Genomic DNA, 18,062 nt, shown 5'->3' with positions numbered 1-18,062 from the left:
CTGGATAGCGTGTTCGTGTGATCATCCGTCGCCGCCTGCTGCACGCGAGTGCCCGGCGCCGGCCCGGGGACGCCCGGTGAGCCGTCGCCCCCGCCGCCCGGCGTCGCGGGAGGCGGGGTCCTGCACGGTCACGGTGTGCCGGGGCTGCTGCTGCGGTACGGGAAAGATCCCCGGACTGGATCACCCCGCGCAGCTCGCCCAGCTGCGCGGGGCGCTCGCCGGGCAGGCCCGGGTCCGCGCCACCGGGTGCCTGGACGCCTGCGATCACGCCAACGTCATCGTCGTGCAACCGTCGGCGGCCGGGCGCGCCGCCGGCGGCCACCCCGTGTGGCTCGGCCTCGTCAACGACCCCGACGCCGCCGACGATATCGTCGCCTGGGTCCGCGCCGGCGGCCCCGGCATCGCCGATCCTCCGGGCATCCTCGACCTGTACGCGTTCACCCCGCCCCGGCGGCTCCGCCGCGACCTCGACTCCTCCGCCACCTAGGATGATCGGCGTGATGTCCTGGTGATGGCTTAGACATCGAGCCTGTCCGACCTCGTCGGCGACCAGGCCGCCGCGGCAAGTCAGGAGGAGAAGTGACCAGCACCCTGCCCACGAGCGTGGATCCGGCCGCGATCCGCGACGTCCTCGACGGCCGCTGGGCTCACGTGCGCCGCGACGCCCGGGAGAACCTGCACGACGAGGAGTTCCTGCCGGTCTACGGCGAGAGCGTGCAGGAAGCCCGCGAGCGGGTCACCCGGATGGCCCGGAAGCTGGCCGAGTCCGGCCGGGCCAGCCTGGGCTTTCCCAAGGAGTACGGCGGCCAGGCCGACTCGGGCGGATCGGTCACCTCGATCGAGATGCTCGCCTTCGGCGACCTGTCGCTGATGGTCAAGGCCGGAGTCCAGTGGGGCCTGTTCGGCGGCGCCGTCCAACTGCTCGGCACGAAGCGGCACCACGACGCGTACCTGCGGGACATCATCAGCTTCGACCTGCCCGGCTGCTTCGCGATGACCGAGACCGGGCACGGCTCCGACGTCCAGCAGCTGCGCACGACCTGCACCTACGACCCCGAGACGCAGACGTTCGACCTGCACACCCCGCACGCGGCCGCCCGTAAGGACTACATCGGCAACGCCGCCAAGGACGGGCGGATGGCCGTCGTGTTCGCGCAGCTGATCACGCGGGGGACCAACCACGGGGTGCACGCCTGGCTGGTGCCGATCCGCGACGCGCAGGGCAACCCCATGCCCGGCGTGACCATCGGCGACGCCGGCCCCAAGGCCGGCCTCAACGGCGTCGACAACGGCCGGCTGACCTTCGACCACGTCACGGTCCCCCGCGACATGCTGCTCGACCGGTACGGGCAGGTGGCCGAGGACGGCACGTACACGTCGCGCATCGGCAACGAGACGCGGCGCTTCTTCACCCAGCTCGGCACACTGGTGCGCGGGCGGGTCAGCGTGGGCGGCTCGGCCGGCTCGGCGACGAAGCTCGCGCTCGACATCGCCGTCCGCTACGGCGACATCCGCCGCCAGTTCACCGCTCCCGGCGAGGAGCGCGAGATCGTCATCAACGACTACCTGGCGCACCAGCGCAAGCTACTGCCGGCGCTGGCCACCACCTACGCGCTGCACTTCGCGCAGGGCGAGCTGGTGAGCCAGATGCACGACATCCAGACGGCGGTGCACGAACACGGCGAGGAGATCGACGAGGCCGCCCAGCGCGAGATCGAGTCCCGCGCCGCCGGCCTCAAGGCCGCCCAGACCTGGCACGCCACCCGCACGATCCAGCTCTGCCGCGAGGCCTGCGGCGGCGCCGGCTACCTGCAGGAGAACCGGCTGCCGCACCTGAAGGCGGACACCGACGTGTTCACCACCTTCGAGGGCGACAACACGGTGCTGTTGCAGCTGGTCGCGAAGGGTCTGCTCACCGGCTACCGCGACACGTTCGGCTCGCTCGACGGCTGGGGCAGGATCGGCTTCATCGCGGATCTGGTCCGCGAGACGGTGCTGGAGCGGACGGCGGCCCGCGGGCTGATCCAGCGGCTCGTCGACGCCGTCCCCGGCCGGGAGGACGACGTGCCGATGCGCGACCGCGGCTGGCAGCTGAAGACCTTCGAGGACCGCGAGAAGCACGTGCTCGAGGGCGCGATCCGGCGGCTGCGCAGGAACGCGGCGACCGACGGCATGAAGCCGTTCGACGTGTTCAACGGCGTCCAGGACCACGTGCTGCGCACCGCGCAGGCGCACATCGACCGGGTGGTGCTCGAGGCGTTCGTCGCCGGCATCGAGCGGACGGCGGACGCGGGCGCGAAGGCGCTGCTCGACAAGGTCTGCGACCTCTACGCGCTGTCGACCATCGAGCGGGACAAGGCGTGGTTCCTCGAACACGGCAGGCTGACACCCGCCCGCGCCAAGGTGCTCACCGCCACGGTGAACCAACTGCTCCACGAGCTGCGACCGCACATGATCACGCTGGTCGACGCGTTCGCCATCCCCGAGGAGTGGAAGGCCACGGCGATCCTGCGCGAGGAGCACGATCGTCAGGAGGCCATGGCCGCCCACGACGCCGCGGTGCGCGCCGAGGCGGAGGGGGCGCAGATCCCGTCGGAGAGCGCCACCGAACTGGAGGTCGCCCCCGCTCAGTGAGGGCTGCTCGGGACTGTGTCACACCCCTTCGGTGGCGGTCATCCGGGATCAGTGCCCCGGCTTGTAGCTCCGCTCGACATGGCCCTTGAGCTCCTCCGGATAGAAGTAGACGCGCCGGAGGTTGCCGCTCGCGTACCGTTCGGCCTGGTCGTTGAAGTGTGGCGAGTCGGGATGTCCGCTCGCGCCGCCCGCCGTTACCGCCCAGGCGCGCAGCCTCGGCCCGAACTCCACGACGGCGACGAAGCTGTTGCCGCTGGTGCCGTAGTAGCGCTTCGTGCCCGGGTAGCGCCGCGCCCCGAACGAGGCGAGCGAGCCCCACTGCGCGGAGGTGAACGGCACCGGGATGCTCGGCCTGGCGTCGTCGAACGTCTGCACGATCGCGCCGTCGTTGCGCTGGAAGCGGTTGATCTGGCCCCAGGGCACCTGCCAGCTGCCGAAATCCTGCGTCAGCCGCTCCGTCGCCGCCTCCAGCGCCGCGAGCCGCTGGGCGTCGGTGGCCCGCTCGGCCAGGTAATCCCACATCGACATGCCGGCGTCTCTCGCCGCCTGGGCCAGGGGTGCCCAGAGCGCCTCACCCCAGAACACGGCCAGCGACGTCGCGGTTGATTGCGCGCCCCAGCGGTAGTCCCAGTCGCGGAGCACGCCGACCGGGCCGGCGAGCTCCGCCTTCTGCTGGTCGCCCCCGGGCAGCTTGTCCCACGCCGCGACGAGCCCCGGCACGAGCCGGGCGAAAGCGGTCAGGTACGGATCGAAGGCGGCGGCGATCAGCGTTTGCGGGGTGAAGTCGCGCCGCGCGGTCAGCACCCGCACCACCTGCGGCCCGCGGGGGTTTTCGCCGGCCTGGTCGAAGTAGCGTGGATAGTCGGCGGCCCGCGGGCTGTCCGCGCCGGCCGCGGTCCAGGGCCAGTTGTTCGCGTTGAACGCCCAGCCATTCCTCGGGTTCACCGCCTGCGGCAGGCTCCTGAGGCTGTGCAGCCCGCGCCAGTCGGTCGTCGGGTCGCTGCCGTCGACGGGCCGGCGATAGTCGAAGCGATCGTCCCGCAGCGGCATGAACTGCGGCACCAGGAAGGCGATCTCACCGTTCGAGTCGGCAAAGAGCGTGTTGTTCGAGCTGTTGGCCTTGAGGTCCGCCACCTGGATGAAGTCCGCGTAATCCCGCGTCTTGGTGCGCAGGAAGCTCTGTTGCAGCGCCTCGAGGGGCCGGTTCATCAGCGCGAACGCGATCCACCTGCCGTCGACCTCGCGCACGATCGGGCCGTGGTGCGTGGCGAAGGTGGTGAAGCTGCGCTGCGCCCGTCCGCCATCCGCGGTGCGATAGGACAACGTGATCGTTTTCGTCGTCACCGGCCGCAGCGCCGTGCCGTAGCGGTAGAAGCGGCGACCATCCGCCCCGGTCACGATCGTCTCGGCGAACTCGTCGACGTTGTCGACGCCGCTCGACGTGTGCATCCAGCCGGTGTTCGCGTTGAAGCCCTGGTAGATGAAGAACTGCCCCCAGGTGGCGGCGCCGTAGGCGTTGAGCCCTTCGCCGCTGGTCACATGCTGCTCGGAGCGGAAGAAGAAGCTGGTGTGCGGGTTGATCAGCAGGAGTGCGTGGCCGTCCCGGGTGTGGCTCGGCGCGATCGCGATGCCGTTGGAGCCACTGGGCTCGCGGAACAGGAGCCCACGCTCCTCGTCCGTCATCGGCACCGCACGCTTGCCGTAGAAGGCTTCGAGCTGGGTGAGCGGCACCCGCTCGATGTCGCCGCCGATGCTGCCTTCGGAGAAGCTCAGCGGCATCCACGGCTCGAACCGATCGATTACGCGTGGTCGCACCTCCGGGTGGGTCGCGAGGTAGTAGTTCAGCCCGTCCGCCCAGGCCTGCATCAGCTTGCGCAGCCAGGCCGGGACCTTCGCGTAATCCCTTTTCAGCACCGCGGGGTCGACGAACAGCCGCTGGCGCAGGTCCTGCCAGATCGCACCCTCGCCCTCGGCCTCGGCCAGCCGCCCGAGGCTCACCAGATAGTTGCGCTCGATCCGGTTGAAGTCGTCCTCGGCCTGCGCGTACATCATCCCGAACACCGCATCGGCATCGGTCCTGCCCACCACGTGCGGGATGCCCCAGTCATCCCGGGTGATCGTCACGTGGGCGGCTTGCCGACGCCAGCGGGCGAGGTCGGGGGCGTTCGTCGCGGCAGCGGCGGACGCGCCGCCGGATGGCAGCGCCGCGACGGCCGCGGCGCCGGCGGCGAGTCCGGCTGCTCCGCCGAGAACGCGACGCCGGCTCACCCCTTCGTTCTGCGGCTGGCTCATGAGTTGGTCCCCTCTTCTCGGGTCCCAAATGACTACCATCCGCTCGATTGGCGCGGCAATAGAAGTCGACAGATATGTGCTCGCCGGTCACCCCGACGGGTGGATCAGGCGGTCCGGGTCGTGACCCGCCGGTACGCGGCCAGCGCGGTGTCGACGAGCAGGAACGCGAGCAGGCTGACCCCCAGCAGGGGCAGGAAGAGCCCGACCGCGATCGCCACCACTGCTACGGCCGCCAACACGGGCCAGGGCAACGCCCGCAGTGCGCCGGGGCCGTAGGCCGGGCCGGGGCGCCACCGGGCGGCGCTGGTGGGCCGCCGCTGCCACCACATCCGGTAGCCGAGCACCAGCATCGTGACCAGGCCCGCCGCGAGACCGGCCAAAGCGATCTGGTTGGGCAGCCCGAACAGCACGCCCATGTGGAGGTCGATGCCCCAGCGGGTCAGCTTGGCCATGAAGGGATAGTCGGCGAAACGCACGGTGTCGGTGACAGCCAGCGTGGTCGGGTCGACGGCCGCGGCGTCCACGGCGGTGGGAAATTCGCGGTGGACCTCGGTGACGGTCCAGGTTTTCCCGGGCTTCGGCAGCCCGATCTCGACCTGGTCGGAGCTGACGTCGACCGCGCGGGCAGCGGCGAGCACGGCGTCGATGTCCGCGACGTTCACCGCCCCGTTGCCGGCGACGGATCCGCCGTGATCCCCGTGATCGCCGCCGTGGGCCGTGCCCGGATTCGACGCGGTCGCGGTGGTCAGCCCCGGCGTGGACCAACCCAGGCGAGCACGCAGGTCGGTCACGTTCTCGCCAGCGAAACGCGACCAGGTCAACCCGGTGGCCGACAGCGCCAACAGCCCGAGCAGCAGCCACACACCGAGCACGCCGTGCCGGGAACGCGTCCTGGCCCGACCCCGCGCGCCCGCCTCGGGCACCAGCAGGGCGCGCGCCGACCGGCGCGCCCGCGTTCGAGCCACCCACAACGCCAGCCCACCCAACGCCAGCACCCACAACCAGGACGCGGCGAGCTCGCTGTAGAGCCGGCCCGTCTCCCCCAGGTGCAGCGACCGGTGCAGCTCGTCGATCCAGGACCGCACCGGCAGCGACCCGCTGGTGCCGTACACCGTCTCCTGACCCAGGACGTTCCCCGTCGCGGGATCGACGAAGACCGCGTGCCGGTAGGACTCCGCGAACGTGCCGTTGTCGAACAGCACCCGCGTCGTGCCACCCGCCGGGGCGGGCCGGACCGCGACCAGACCGGTCACCGTGCTCACCCGCTCCGCGGCCGCCACCTGGTCAGCCAGCGGCAGCTGCGCGGGACCGGACGCGGCCGGCGCTTCGAGCAGCTCGGCATAGACCACCCGCTCCAGCTGCGGGCTCAGCGCGTAGAGCCCGCCGCTGACCGCCGCCACCAGCAGGAAAGGCGCGACCAGTACGCCCGCGTAGAAGTGCAGACGAAGGATCAACGGCCGCAACAGCGCCCACGCGCCCCTCGGTCGCGGGGGCGCCGCAGCGGCGCGCGTCTCACCGCTCGTCGTGTCGATTTCCAGAGTCACGGCGAACTCCTCGGTCGGGGCGCAACAGCGCCGTCGGCTGCCACCCGCCACCGCGGAGGGCGCGCAGCGGTTGTCTCGGTCACATAGTCGTCAGCCGGACCTCGTTAGTTCCCGCAGCGCCATGACCGCGTCTTTGGCGGTGCGTTCGGGGGACGCAGAGCATGCGGATCTGCGCCCCGTGGCAGAGCATCACGCATTGGCCGGTGCGAACGCCGGTCCGATCGAACCGAGACGAAGGGACAGCGATGAACGGCATCGACAAGAACACCCTGGACGAGGTCGTGGCCAAAACCTTCAAAGAACTCAAGACCGCGATCGACACGCACAGCGAGAAGAGCATCGAGATGTACAGCCTGGCCCTCCGCGCCCTGGTGAAACTGCGGGCGCAGGTGATCGCCGAGGACCGTACCGACGGCTGACGCGCGGCCGCGGGACGCCGGTCGCCGCCACCGGCGGCCGGCGTCCCACGCCGCCAACCGTGCCGCGCTCGGCAGTGATCTCTGACCACAAGCAACGTAACCCTGATGTTGGCGTGGCACCATCCGTCACACGACCGACCGGGCAGATCGGCGGCCATGGCTATGTTCGTCCAATGTCTACTCACAGGACCACTGCGGCTTCGGCGGGTACGTGGACGCTCGGCGACGTGACCGTCAACCGGATCGGATTCGGCGCGATGCGACTGACGGGCAGCGCCCTCGGCGCGCCGAGCGACCGCGATCGGGTCATCGGCCTGCTGCGCCGTGCGGTCGAGCTGGGTGTGAACCACATCGACACGGCGGCGTTCTACTTCTCCCCGCTGCGCTCGGCCAATGAACTGATCAACCGGGCGCTGGCGCCGTATCCCGACGATCTGGTCATCGCCACGAAGGTCGGCCCCGGCCGGGATCCGGCCGGGGATTGGCTGCCATTGGCCCGGCCGGATCAACTACGTGGGCAGGTCGAGGAGAACCTGCGCCAGCTCGGCCGCGACCACCTGGACGTGGTGAACCTGCGCCAACACGGCCTCGACTCGATCGCCGAACACTTCGGTGCGCTTGCCGAACTGCGCGACGCCGGCCTGATCCGGCACCTGGGCATCTCCAATGTCCGCCCGCAACATCTCGCACAGGCCCAGGCGATCGCCCCCGTCGTGTGCGTGCAGAACGCGTACGGCATCGCTAATCGCATCAGCGACAAGACCCTCCGCACGTGTGGCGAGCAGGGCATCGCGTTCGTGCCGTTCTACTCGATCGCGGGTGACGGACGTGAGGCCGGCGGTGTCGCCGACAACGACGCCGTGCTCGCCATCGCACGTCAACACGGCGCCACGCCGGCGCAGGTCCGGATCGCCTGGACGCTGAGTCGCGGGCCGCACGTGTTGGCCATCCCGGGTACGGGCAACCCGGACCACCTGGTCGAGAACGTGGCCGCCGGGGCGCTTCGCCTGTCCGCGGACGAGCTGGCGAGCCTCGAATAGCGCCACCGCTGCTCCCGTATGGTGTGCCGCGCGACGGGTATGTGATGGACATGAACGAGGTGTGGGACCTGTGGATGCCGCACGTCGGAGCGACGGGTCTGTCGTTCGCCCGGTCCCGCGTCGGCGCGGAGGTCGCCGGCGACCGGCTGCTGGTGCACGCGGCGCCGCCGGTGCTGGATGTGACGGTGCGCGGCGAGGACGGGTCGCCCCGCGCCGAGGGACGCGATCTCAAGCGCGGCGCGCCCGGGCCGATGAGTTTTCTGGTCCGGCGGGACGACCGGATCACGCTGGAAGACGGGTGGCCCGGTGACGACGACCTGGGGCGGCTGGTGATCCTGCCGGGGGGCGAGGCGGGCATCCTGCGGGCGTGGTGGCACGCCGATGATCACTCGGCGTGGCGATGGCAGGTCGAGTTCTCCAACCACGTGTGAGTGCACGGCCACGCGGCCGGAGATTTCTCTTGCGCTCAGTCCTGCTTGCTGCCCGCCGCACGGCCTGCCAAGGCCGCCTCGAGGTTGCCGGCCATGACCGACAGCAGCCGGACGGTCTCGGCGTACTGCTCGGGGGTGAGCCCGCGCAGCAGCAGCCGCCGCGTCTCGCCGACACGCTCCGCCGCCGCGCGGTGCGCCGCGCGCCCCTGTTCGGTCAGGCTGAACGTGCCGCCGTCGTACCGCGCCCACCCCCGCGCGGCCAGGCCATCGGCACCGTTAACGGCCGCTTCGAGTCGACGTGGGCCATCCGGCCAGAACGGCGCGAGCGCCTGCTCAATCTCGCTGCGGCTGCGCGTCGCGGCGGAGAGCAGGTTCAGGATCTGCCACTGCCGGCGGTCGAGGCCGAGGTCGCCTAGCGTCGCGTCGAACTGCTCCTCGATCATGTTGTGCAGGTGCTTGAGCCAGTAACCGATCGGCTTGTCGGTGCCGCTCACCACCGCCTCCTCCCGGGCAGCCCCGGCCGTGCCGTCAGACGCCAGGGCCCACCGGCAATCTGCCGGCCGCGCTATGCGACGCCAGCCCGGTTCGGCCAACATGTTAGGCCGGCGATGAACAGCCCCGCCGCCCCCGAATGGCGGCCAGCCCTCTACTGACCATCGATGACCTCGCCGCCTGGGTGGCAAGCGGCTTCCGGCCGGCGGCACGGCCTGCGTACTGGCCCTCGGCGTCTTCGTCGTCGCGGCGTTCGCCCGCGGGCTGGTACGGATCCGGGCTGACTGCGCGGCAGCCGCCGAAGGTAGTACTAGCGGAAACGAGTTTGCTATGCAAACCTGTTCGCATGACTACTGAATCGGTACCCGCCGGCGGTGACCCCCGCCGGCTGCTGTCTGATGCGCGCGACCTCGCGCGCCGGGTTCGCCTTGACCAGCGGGTGACGTGGCTGCCGCTGCTGGTGCTGGCCCTGATGACGTTCGGGGCGATCCCGGCGTACCGGTACGGTCGCGTCATCAGCGACTGCCACCCGGCGAACGACGGCCAGGTGTGCACGGTCTGGCTCCAGACCGTGACGTTCTACTGGTTGGCGGCGCTGGTCCTGGCGTACGTGGTGATCGCCGGCGGGTACCTGCGGGCGGCCCGGGCCCGGGGCGTGGACACCCGGGTGCTGCCGTACGCGGTCACCGGCGTCGCGCTCATCGGGTTGGGCTTCGCCTTCGCGGCGGTGTGGACCCACCTCAACCCGCTGGCCTACCCGGAGGAGCCGTCCGCCTTCGCCCAGTTCCTGTTCCGGCTGCTCGACCCGCCCGGCGCGATCGGGTTGGCCCTGCTCGTGCTGGCCTGGCTGGAGCGGCACGTCGCGCTGCTGCTGTTCACCCTGGGGTACCTCGCGGTGGTCCTGGTGCCGATCAACTTCGGCTGGGGCGCGCACTGGGGTCCGCACACCTGGTTCATACCCCAGCTGGTCATCAACGGCAGCGCGCTGCTGCTGGGCAGCGCCGGCTTCACGCTGGCGCAACGGCTGCGGCGGCCCCGGTGACCGACGCCGCCGACACCCCGGAGCCGGACGAGATCGAATCCCCGCATCCGGTCACCGGCCTGGACGACGTGGTGCACCAGCGGGTCCGGCTCGGGATCCTCACCATCGCGCACGAGGCCCGCCGGGTCGAGTTCGGCTACCTACGCACCCAACTGGAACTGACCGCCGGCAACCTCTCCCAGCACCTGAGCGTGCTGGAGACCGCCGGCCTGGTCCAGGTCGAGAAGGGCTACGCCGGACGGCGGGGCCGGACCTGGATCACTCTCACCAGCGCCGGCAACACGGCGCTCGCCGACGAGATCGGGCGCCTGAAGCTGCTCATCGCGCGAGTCGAGACCACCGACACCCAGGATGATCGATGACCACGCACTGACCCGCCGACACCTGCTCGCAGCCGCGCTCGCAACCGGGGTCGCCGTGCCGCTCCGCTACGCAGCGGAAGCCGCTCGGCGTCCGGGTTGCGGCCGGCGACCAGGTCCTCGATGCGGCCGAGGACGAACCGGGCGTCGTGGGCGCGGTCGACGGTGACGTGGGCGTAGCCGGCCATTTTCGCCGCGAGTAGTTGTCGTGCTCGGCACCCGGTCGACTCTGCCCTGCGCTGCGACGGGGACGTCGTGGCCTGTCGCGGCTACCCTGGCCCGTCGGCTACCGCCGCCAGCCGTTGCCGAACCTGCTCGGCGTCCGGATGACCGAGATCCTCCAGGATGGCCAGGGCAAGCAGCCAGGACCCGCGTGCCGCGTCGTCGGCGTCGTCGGCGTGCTGGGTGTCGCCGAGGTGGGTCAGCGTCTCCGCCTCGCAGTACCGGTCCGCGTCCTGTCGGTGGAGCGCGAGCGCGCGGTCGTAGCAGGCGAGGGCCTCCGCGAACTGACCGAGGTGATGGTGGGCGTAACCGAGGCTGTCCCAGGCCCGCGCCTCACCGGAGAGGTTGTCGAGCGACTGGTGCAGCCGGAGTGCCTCCTGGCAGTGGTTGACGGCGTCGAGGTGCTGCCCGAGCTGGGCGAGGTCCCAACCCACAGCGTTGAGCGCCCTGGCCTGTCCGATCTTGTGACCAGCCGCGGTGAACAGCTCGAGGGCCCGCCGGTCGTGGTCCAGTGCGGCCCGCTGACGGCCCTGCACCTCGCAGATCCAGCCGAGGTTGAGGTACGTGTGTGCCTGACCGACCCGGTCACCCAGCTCGTCGAACAGGTCGTGGGCGCGTCGAAGGTGGGCGTGTGCCTCGTCGTGGCGGCTCAGCTGGGTCAGGGCGAGCGCCAGCTCCCGGTGTGCCTGTGCCTGTGCCGCGCGGTCGCCCAGGTGCTGCACGGCGGCGAGCGCTGCGGTCTGGCTGGCGGCGAGGGCGGGCCAGAGTCCCTGCCGGTGCAGGAACGAGGTCAGGGTCCAGGCCAGCTGCCATGCGTGGGTGACGAAGCCGGCGTCGAGGGCGTGTTCGACGGCCGGCAGGAGCGCCGCCCGGCACGCGGTGAACCAGGCGAGCGCGTCGCTCTGGTCCGTGAGGTCGTCGATCGTCACCTTGGTGGCGGCCGGTTCGACGGTGATGGGGTCCCGGTGCGGCCACAGCAAACGTTCGGCCGCGTACGCGGTGTGCAGGTAGTAGTCGAGCAGCCCGCGCAGGGCGGCCTGCCGGTCGTCCGACGCGTCGTCGCGGGAGAGTTCGACGGCGTAGGCCCGCAACAGGTCGTGCGCGCTGTACCGTCCGGGGACCTGTTCGGCCAGCAGATGCGCGGACGTCAACTCGACCAGAAGCGGCCGTACCTCGGCCGGCGGGCACCCCGCGAGGGCGGCGGCGGCGAGTACGCCGATGTCCGGCCCGACCGGCAGACCGAGCAGCCGGAACAGGCGCGCCGCAGCGGAACTCAAGGTCCGGTACGACCAGGAGAAGACGGTCCGTACGGTCGTCACCGCCTCACCGCCGGCGAGCGCGTAGAGCCCGCCGCCGGAGTCCAGCAGCTCATCGGCGAGCGCTTGGAGCGTGAACGCCGGATGGGCCGCGGCCCGCGCGGCCACGATGGACAGGGCCAGCGGCAGGCGGGCGCACCGCTCGACGATCGTGTCCACCGCGCCCGGCTCGGCGGCGACGCGGTCCGCACCGATCCGGCGGGCCAGCAGGTCTTCGGCCTCTGTGCGGGAGAGCAGGTCGAGGGTCAACGGGTGCGCGTCGTCGTAGGCCACCAGCGCGGCCAGCCGGTTGCGGCTGGTCACCAGCGTGGCGCAGCCGGGCACGCCGGCCAGGAGCATGCGGATCTGGTCGGTGTCACGGGCGTTGTCCAGTACCACGAGCATCCGGCGGCCGGCCAGCTGGTCGCGGTACAGTGCCGCCTGCGCGGGAACGCTGGCCGGGATGCGGTGCGGCGGCATCCCGAGAGTGTCCAGGACAACCCGGAGCGCCTCGGCCGGGTCCATCGGCGTCCCGCTCGGGTCGAAGCCGCGCAGATTCAGGAACAGCTGGCCATCGGGGAAGCGCTCCGCGACGGTGTGCGCAAGCCGGACGGCGAAGCTGGTCTTCCCCACACCAGCCGGACCGGTGACGACAAGCACCCCGCCGCGCTCGGCGGCATCGCCCAGCCGACGCCGGGCCACCGCCATTTCGTCCGCCCGCCCGACGAAGCGCTGCGGGTCCGGCGGTAGCAGGCGCGGGACCGGCGACGGGGGCGCCGACGCCGGCACCTCCCGGCGCAGCACGAGCCGCTGCAGGTCCTGCAGGCCGGGAGAGTCGATGCCGCGTTCGCGTAACAGCTCGATCCCCTGCCGGCACACCTCGGCCGCCTCGTCGACCCGGTCCGCGGCGTACAGCGCGAGGACCAGCAGCCGGCGCAGACCCTCGTCGTGCGGTTCCTCGGCCACGCAGCCCGCGAGGTGCGCGGCCGCATCGGCGTGCCGGCCACAGGCCGACAGCGCCTCACCGTAGTCACGCAGAGCCGCCCGGCGCACGGCGGTGAGGCGGGCCACCTCGGACAGGGCGAAGGACCGGTCCGCGACCTCGGCGTACGCCGGACCGCGCCAGGACGCGAGCGCCTCACCGATCACCGTGACGGCGCATCCGGCGTCCTTGGGCCGGCCGGTCGCCAGGAGTCGACGTCCGTCGGCGCAGGCCCGCTCGAAGCGGTGGGCGTCGGTCGACTCGGGCGGAGCGGTCAACCGGTAGCCGACGCCGGCGCCGCTGCCGACGGTCACCAGCGACGCCGGGCCGAGCGCCCGGCGCAGGTGCGAGACGTGGCTGCGAAGCGTTGCCGCCGCGCTCGGCGGCGCCGGGTCCCCCCACAGCAGCTCGACGAGGCGGGTGGCCGGCACTGCCGCGCCCAGCTCCAGCACCAGCACCGACAGCAGCTCGGTCAATCGCGGCCCAAGCCGCACGGGTCTGCCGGCGCGTTCCACCTGAATCGGCCCCAGCACAGCGACCCGTAATTCACCCACGTCTATGGTCCCCCAGGCCCAGATGCTTCGCGCAGCCATCGTATCGATGAATTCGCCGGCTTTCACGCGGCGTCCACTCGCTTTCCACGCCCATCGGCGACCGTCAAAGTAGCCGGCAGCGGAGCGGCCGTTGCCGCGGACACCCGGTTCGGGGAACGGGAGGGCATGACACGGTGAGTACACAGAGATTTGGAGTCGGCGCACTGGTCGTCGCGGTATTGGCCAGCGTGCTGACGTTCGCGCCGGCGGCGAACGCGAACGCGAGCGCCCCGGCGGCGAACATCCAGTGCCGCAGCAACAGCAAGGTGTTCGCCCGTGGCGGCGCGACGCCCGCCTCGCGGAGCGTAACGGTCCGACTGTGTGTCGAGCGGGACGACGTGACCCTGCGCGCGTGGGGCTCGGTGTCGATGGGCGCCAAGTCCGGCACCGCCGACATCGTCTACCACCTGGTGGTGAATGTCCGGCTGGAGCAGAACGACGCGGACATGGCCGCCGTCAGTTGCGACGCCACCGCATGGACGAACTTCGACGACGCCGGCGGGCAGCGGTTCACCTGCCAGACGCAGGACCGGTACTCGAGTGAGACCGGCGGATGGACGGCCGACGGGAATGTCTCCTACGACCTGATCGGCGACGGCAAGAACGACCTCACCTGGAGCCTCGCGGGTTCTCCGGCCATTTCCTGAACAGTGAAGGGGACAAGGACATGCGGTTCCAAAAAGGACTGGCGACGTTGCTCGTGATCGCCGCGACCCTGGTCGGGACGGTGGCAATCACGTCGCCGGCCAGCGCCGCCGCCGTCGAGCAGTGCCGGGGCAACTCCAAGGGATTCAGCAACGGCACGGCCACCGCACAGCGCAACATCACCATCACGCTGTGCGTACAGCGCGTCGACGTCGACACTGTGCGCGCCTACGCCGAAATGACCAACGGTCCCAAGGCCGGCAGTGTCAACATCTTCTACCACTTCATCATCAACGTGCGGCTCGAGCGGTACGACTCCGACTTCGAGACCGCGAGCTGCACGGCGACCTACAACGCGAACGGCTCCACCTACGGATACATGCTCACGTGCGCCACACCGTTCCTGCAGACGGCGGCGACCGGCGGATGGACGGCCGACGGCAACGTCTCCTACGACATCATCGGCGACGGCAAGGGCGACCTTACCTGGAGCCTCACCGGCTCACCGGCGATCTCGTAACAACCACGATCCGGCCTGCCGGTGGGCACCATGCCCACCGGCAGGCCGCGTCCGTGCGGCGGCCCGCCCACCGCCCGAAGATCTGTACGTGACCGGCGAAGGCAAGACCAAAGCGGAAATCCTGCGTTGCCTCAAGCGATACGTCGCCCGTGAGACCTACCCTTACCTGGCGCTGACAACGATCATCGGCAGGCCGGGAGCCACGGAGTGCAGGACGAATACGACGAGTTAGCGCCCGGCGTGTGGACCTGGTTGCAGGCCTGGTACGCCTCGCAGTGCAACGGCGAGTGGGAGCACGAGTACGGGCTCGCCCCTTTGAACCTGGGTGAGGCGTTGCACATGTTCCGCCGGTCGGCGGACGCGGAAACTCGTCCCGAGGCCGGCCGATAATGTCCGGCCGGTCGCTGAACCCGACGCGCACTCGCGTCATAGGCCCAAGTCGCGGGTTTGCCTACGGGGGTCTTCTAGTGATTGCTGGCCTCACCGCCATCAGCCCGCTGGTCGAGTGGTCGGCATTCGGGCTGCCTCCCACGTTGGCAATGCCGGCGTTCACGCTGTGTATCACGCTCGCGTTATGGATCTTCGATTTCGCCCCGCGTCTGGCGTGGAACGCCTACGGCCTAGCGGTCCGCTCATTCTGGTGCGTCGCGCGCGTTCCTTGGGGCGAGGTTCGTGCTCTCACCATCGTCGAATCCGGCGTCTCCGGAGATCGAATAACGGTGCACCTGGCGGAGAGGCGCTTCGAGGTGGGACTTGACCGTCTCTGGTGGCTGGCTCGGCTATCACCGCGGTACGCCAACCGCAACCGCCAGTACCTTGAAGAGCTCCGCGACAGTCGGCAGCGGGCCCAGGACCTTATAGAGGTGGGCGAGCCTCCGGTGCTTCGCAGCGTCGTCCCGTTGCTCGGCACATTCGCCTGCTGGGCGATCGGGCTGCTCATCGCCATCTACTTGTACTGACCCACCCTGCCCACGGGCAGCCCCACAGCGCCCCGGCCGATGCCTGGTCGCGCCCGGCGAATACATGATCAATCACCCCACCAGGTCCGGTTCCGGGCTGGATCGGATTCGTCGGAACACCGGCCGCACGGCCGACCTGGTGTCAACCAGCCCCGAACTAGGCTTGACGTACTGGAGGAACGGGGTGCCTGGCGATGCTCGACGTCTTCCTCATTGATGCCCTGCAGCGACTGGACCGGCGCGTCCTCGAGGTCTGCGCCGAGGAGGAGCGCCGCGCGGAGAAGCTTGCCGGAGGCGGTGGACGGGGCTGGACGGCCGTACGCAACCTTGTGCGCCCCTCCGTGGCCGACCTCGTCGGCCAGCCGGCCGACCGGGCCGGGCTGCTGCCGGGGGGCCCGCACGTCCTACGGCGGATCGGGGCGGCGCTGGGGCTTGTGGAGTGCGAACTCGAAGCTTTGGTTGTGCTGTTCGCGCCGCACGTCGAGCCGCGCTACCAGTCCGTGTACGCCGTACTGCAGGATGACCTGCACCAGCCGCGGGCGACGGAGCGGGTCCTGCACGCGATCCTCGGCCGGGACGCCGAGCGCCACCGACTGCTGGCCACCTCGCTCGGCGCCGCGGGCCGGCTGGTACGCAGTGGCCTCGTGGTGCGCCTGCCCGGCGCGTTCGCGCCGCTGGCGCGGCCGCTGGACCTGCCCGAGGACCTCGTCGCCGCCCTGTTCGGCGCACCGGAGCCGCCGGTGCCCCAGGCCCTGGGTCAGTACTGGACGAGCGGGAGCGGCGAGCCGCCCGGCCTACGCGAGGACGCCGGGGTGCCGCCCTCGCCGGCACTGCAGGTCGTGTTCGGCCACGGCGACCTCGTGGAGACCGCGCGGTCGTTCGTGCCCCGGCAGCGCCGGCTGGTCGTCGTGGGCGTGCCCGCCGCGGCTGCCGACGCGACCGCCGTCGCCGCTGCCGCGTGGCGGGCCGGCCTCTGCACCGGGGCGCTGCCCCTGCTCGACCTGACCGCAGTCCAGGAGGCGGAGGTCGGCAGCGTGGTGCGGTCCGTCGAGGACCTCGTGGCGTTCGGCGGTGCCGCGTGGCTGCTGTGCCGCGACCCGCTCGCCGTTCCGGTTCCGCACGTGGAGGCCCTGCCGGCGGGGTGGGCGGGGCGGCGGGACACGTGGCTCGCGGAGGCATCGGCGCGCGGTGTCGCGCTGACCCCGGGCGAGGCCGGGGCCCTCGCCGCTCGACACCGGTTGGACGGCCGCGGCGTCCGGCGCGTCCTCGACGTGGCGACCGACGGCGGCGCGACCGCGGACGCGGACGCGCTCGACGCCGTCGCGGCGGGCATGGGCGTGGAGCATGTGCGGCACAGTCGTCGCACGATCCCGACGCGCGGCTTCGACGACCTGGTGCTGCGTCCCACGACCCGCGAGGCGCTCGACCGCCTCGTCCACTACGTCAAGCACCGCGATCAGCTCGCCGAGGACCTGGGGCTCGAACGCCGGTACCGGTTGCAGCGCGGTCCGGTCGCGCTGTTCTCGGGGGTGTCGGGCACGGGCAAGACCCTGGCGGCCGAGGCTGTCGCCGCAGCGCTGGGCCGTCCGTTGCACACGGTCGACGTCGCCCGCCTGGTGAGCAAGTACATCGGCGAGACCGAGAAGAACGTCGATGAGGTGATGTCCCAGGCCGAGCGGGCGTCCGCCGTGCTGTTCTTCGACGAGGCGGACTCCCTGTTCGGCAACCGTACGGAACGGACGTCCAACGCCGGCGACCACTTCGCGAACATGCTCGTCGGTTACCTGCTGCAGCGGATCGAGCAGCACGACGGCCCGACCATCCTCGCGACGAACCTGCGCGGCGGCATCGACGAGGCGTTCCTGCGCCGCTTCCAGTTCCGTATCGAGTTCCCGTTCCCCGGGGCCGACGAGCGGGAGCGGATCTGGGAGCTGATGCTGCCGGAGCGCGTGGTCCGGGCAGACGATGTGGACCTCGGCCGGCTGGCCAAGGCGCACCGACTGGCGGGCGGCGACATCCGCAACGCCGCGCTGAAGGCGGTGTTCCTCGCACACCGGCGGGGGGCGCCGGTCGGCCAGGACGACCTGGAACGCGCCATCGCGCTGGAGCTGCTGGAGATGGGACGGCTGTCCCGCCAGCCGGACGGCGCGCTGTCGGGGCCACGACTTCCGGACCGCGGCGAGCTGCTGCGCACCGGCCTGGATGACCTGCACGACCAACTCGCGGTGTGCCTGCGGCAGCGGTTCCTCAAGGAGATCCACGTCGTACACGGCTCGCCGACGGACGAGCTGCTCACGGGCAAGAAACCGGCGGTCTCGGTGGCGCTCTTCCGGGTCGCGGCCCGGCGCGGCGCCGACGGCCTGCGCGCCGGGTTGATCGTCTCCGCCTGGTCGCACCGCGCGGAGGAGGAGAGCGAGCTGCTGGGCGTCGTCCACGAGGCGTTGACCGGCATGGCGTTGGCGCCCGTCCACGGGCGACAGGCGCGGTTGCGCGTGCAGGAAAGCCACGACTTCGACCTGCTCCACCGGTTCTGGAGCAGCCACGGTCATCCGGTGCGCCCATCCGTCGTGCTGGACGTCGAGATCGAGTGACG

The 18,062-nt window shown here is 71.1% G+C and carries 16 protein-coding genes; 12 read left to right on the top strand and 4 right to left on the bottom strand.

From position 1 onward, the window contains the following. Nucleotides 1-76 precede the first annotated feature (76 nt). Nucleotides 77-487, top strand: a complete 411-nt coding sequence (locus BLW47_RS17300; protein ID WP_091558408.1) for a (2Fe-2S) ferredoxin domain-containing protein — start codon at nt 77-79, stop codon at nt 485-487. Between the two features lie 92 nt (nt 488-579). Then, nucleotides 580-2,634, top strand: a complete 2,055-nt coding sequence (locus tag BLW47_RS17295; protein ID WP_091558405.1) for an acyl-CoA dehydrogenase family protein — start codon at nt 580-582, stop codon at nt 2,632-2,634. A 48-nt stretch (nt 2,635-2,682) separates the two neighbouring features. On the opposite strand, the gene BLW47_RS17290 is transcribed toward BLW47_RS17295, so the two are convergent. Both BLW47_RS17290 and BLW47_RS17285 read right to left on the bottom strand, forming a co-directional pair. Then, nucleotides 2,683-4,926 carry a penicillin acylase family protein gene (locus BLW47_RS17290; RefSeq protein WP_091558401.1) on the bottom strand — a complete coding sequence of 748 codons (2,244 nt, stop codon included), beginning with the start codon at nt 4,924-4,926 and terminating at the stop codon, nt 2,683-2,685. Nucleotides 4,927-5,030: 104 nt separating this feature from the next. Continuing rightward, complete coding sequence (locus BLW47_RS17285; protein ID WP_175543676.1) at nt 5,031-6,470, bottom strand: PepSY-associated TM helix domain-containing protein; 1,440 nt, start codon at nt 6,468-6,470, stop codon at nt 5,031-5,033. Nucleotides 6,471-6,715: 245 nt separating this feature from the next. On the opposite strand from BLW47_RS17285, the gene BLW47_RS25195 reads away from it, so the two are divergent. From BLW47_RS25195 to BLW47_RS17275, 3 genes are all read left to right on the top strand, one after another. After that, complete coding sequence (locus BLW47_RS25195) at nt 6,716-6,889, top strand: hypothetical protein (protein WP_175543675.1); 174 nt, start codon at nt 6,716-6,718, stop codon at nt 6,887-6,889. 173 nt (nt 6,890-7,062) lie between these two features. Continuing rightward, nucleotides 7,063-7,929, top strand: a complete 867-nt coding sequence (locus BLW47_RS17280) for an oxidoreductase (RefSeq protein ID WP_091558394.1) — start codon at nt 7,063-7,065, stop codon at nt 7,927-7,929. Nucleotides 7,930-7,979: 50 nt separating this feature from the next. Beyond that, on the top strand, nt 7,980-8,360 hold the full coding sequence (locus tag BLW47_RS17275) for a DUF7712 family protein (RefSeq protein WP_139307340.1): 381 nt from the start codon (nt 7,980-7,982) through the stop codon (nt 8,358-8,360). Nucleotides 8,361-8,395: 35 nt separating this feature from the next. On the opposite strand, the gene BLW47_RS17270 is transcribed toward BLW47_RS17275, so the two are convergent. Continuing rightward, on the bottom strand, nt 8,396-8,854 hold the full coding sequence (locus BLW47_RS17270) for a hypothetical protein (protein ID WP_091558782.1): 459 nt from the start codon (nt 8,852-8,854) through the stop codon (nt 8,396-8,398). A gap of 344 nt (nt 8,855-9,198) precedes the next feature. Here BLW47_RS17270 and BLW47_RS17265 point away from each other — a divergent pair, with 344 nt between their 5' ends. Further along, nucleotides 9,199-9,894, top strand: coding sequence for a hypothetical protein (locus tag BLW47_RS17265; protein ID WP_091558387.1), 696 nt, complete (start codon nt 9,199-9,201; stop codon nt 9,892-9,894). Next, on the top strand, nt 9,891-10,256 hold the full coding sequence (locus tag BLW47_RS17260; RefSeq protein WP_091558384.1) for a transcriptional regulator: 366 nt from the start codon (nt 9,891-9,893) through the stop codon (nt 10,254-10,256). Before BLW47_RS17265 ends, BLW47_RS17260 begins: the two co-directional genes overlap by 4 nt. Before the next feature lie 266 nt (nt 10,257-10,522). Here the strand turns inward: BLW47_RS17260 and BLW47_RS17255 are convergent, their stop codons facing one another. Further along, nucleotides 10,523-13,345: an AfsR/SARP family transcriptional regulator gene (locus BLW47_RS17255; protein WP_139307339.1), complete on the bottom strand. Its 2,823-nt coding sequence runs from the start codon at nt 13,343-13,345 to the stop codon at nt 10,523-10,525. Between the two features lie 188 nt (nt 13,346-13,533). On the opposite strand from BLW47_RS17255, the gene BLW47_RS17250 reads away from it, so the two are divergent. The 5 genes from BLW47_RS17250 to BLW47_RS17230 all read left to right on the top strand — a co-directional run bounded on the left by BLW47_RS17250 (nt 13,534) and on the right by BLW47_RS17230 (nt 18,060). Then, the gene (locus BLW47_RS17250) at nt 13,534-13,992 is read left to right on the top strand and encodes a hypothetical protein (RefSeq protein WP_091558378.1); all 459 of its coding nucleotides are present in this window, start codon (nt 13,534-13,536) and stop codon (nt 13,990-13,992) included. Between the two features lie 20 nt (nt 13,993-14,012). Then, nucleotides 14,013-14,510, top strand: coding sequence for a hypothetical protein (locus tag BLW47_RS17245; protein ID WP_139307338.1), 498 nt, complete (start codon nt 14,013-14,015; stop codon nt 14,508-14,510). Nucleotides 14,511-14,717: 207 nt separating this feature from the next. Then, on the top strand, nt 14,718-14,900 hold the full coding sequence (locus tag BLW47_RS17240) for an Imm53 family immunity protein (RefSeq protein ID WP_091558372.1): 183 nt from the start codon (nt 14,718-14,720) through the stop codon (nt 14,898-14,900). A 77-nt stretch (nt 14,901-14,977) separates the two neighbouring features. After that, on the top strand, nt 14,978-15,469 hold the full coding sequence (locus BLW47_RS17235; protein WP_139307337.1) for a hypothetical protein: 492 nt from the start codon (nt 14,978-14,980) through the stop codon (nt 15,467-15,469). A gap of 194 nt (nt 15,470-15,663) precedes the next feature. Further along, complete coding sequence (locus BLW47_RS17230) at nt 15,664-18,060, top strand: ATP-binding protein (RefSeq protein WP_091558366.1); 2,397 nt, start codon at nt 15,664-15,666, stop codon at nt 18,058-18,060. The last annotated feature ends 2 nt before the right edge of the window (nt 18,061-18,062 follow it).

It is taken from the genome of Micromonospora pattaloongensis (assembly GCF_900107255.1).
In the GTDB taxonomy this organism is placed as follows: Bacteria; Actinomycetota; Actinomycetes; order Mycobacteriales; family Micromonosporaceae; genus Micromonospora_I; species Micromonospora_I pattaloongensis.
The sequence above is the reverse complement of the archived record's forward strand: the minus strand, read 5'-3'. Positions and strand labels throughout refer to the sequence as shown.

What these genes read in the sequence shown, in the direction of transcription:
- BLW47_RS17290 (WP_091558401.1), bottom strand. Translation starts at nt 4,926, where the DNA reads ATGAGCCAGCCGCAGAACGAAGGGGTGAGCCGGCGTCGCGTTCTCGGC.
- BLW47_RS25195 (WP_175543675.1), top strand. Translation starts at nt 6,716, where the DNA reads ATGAACGGCATCGACAAGAACACCCTGGACGAGGTCGTGGCCAAAACC.
- BLW47_RS17280 (WP_091558394.1), top strand. Translation starts at nt 7,063, where the DNA reads ATGTCTACTCACAGGACCACTGCGGCTTCGGCGGGTACGTGGACGCTC.
- BLW47_RS17275 (WP_139307340.1), top strand. Translation starts at nt 7,980, where the DNA reads ATGAACGAGGTGTGGGACCTGTGGATGCCGCACGTCGGAGCGACGGGT.
- BLW47_RS17265 (WP_091558387.1), top strand. Translation starts at nt 9,199, where the DNA reads ATGACTACTGAATCGGTACCCGCCGGCGGTGACCCCCGCCGGCTGCTG.
- BLW47_RS17255 (WP_139307339.1), bottom strand. Translation starts at nt 13,345, where the DNA reads ATGGCTGCGCGAAGCATCTGGGCCTGGGGGACCATAGACGTGGGTGAA.
- BLW47_RS17245 (WP_139307338.1), top strand. Translation starts at nt 14,013, where the DNA reads ATGCGGTTCCAAAAAGGACTGGCGACGTTGCTCGTGATCGCCGCGACC.
- BLW47_RS17230 (WP_091558366.1), top strand. Translation starts at nt 15,664, where the DNA reads ATGCTCGACGTCTTCCTCATTGATGCCCTGCAGCGACTGGACCGGCGC.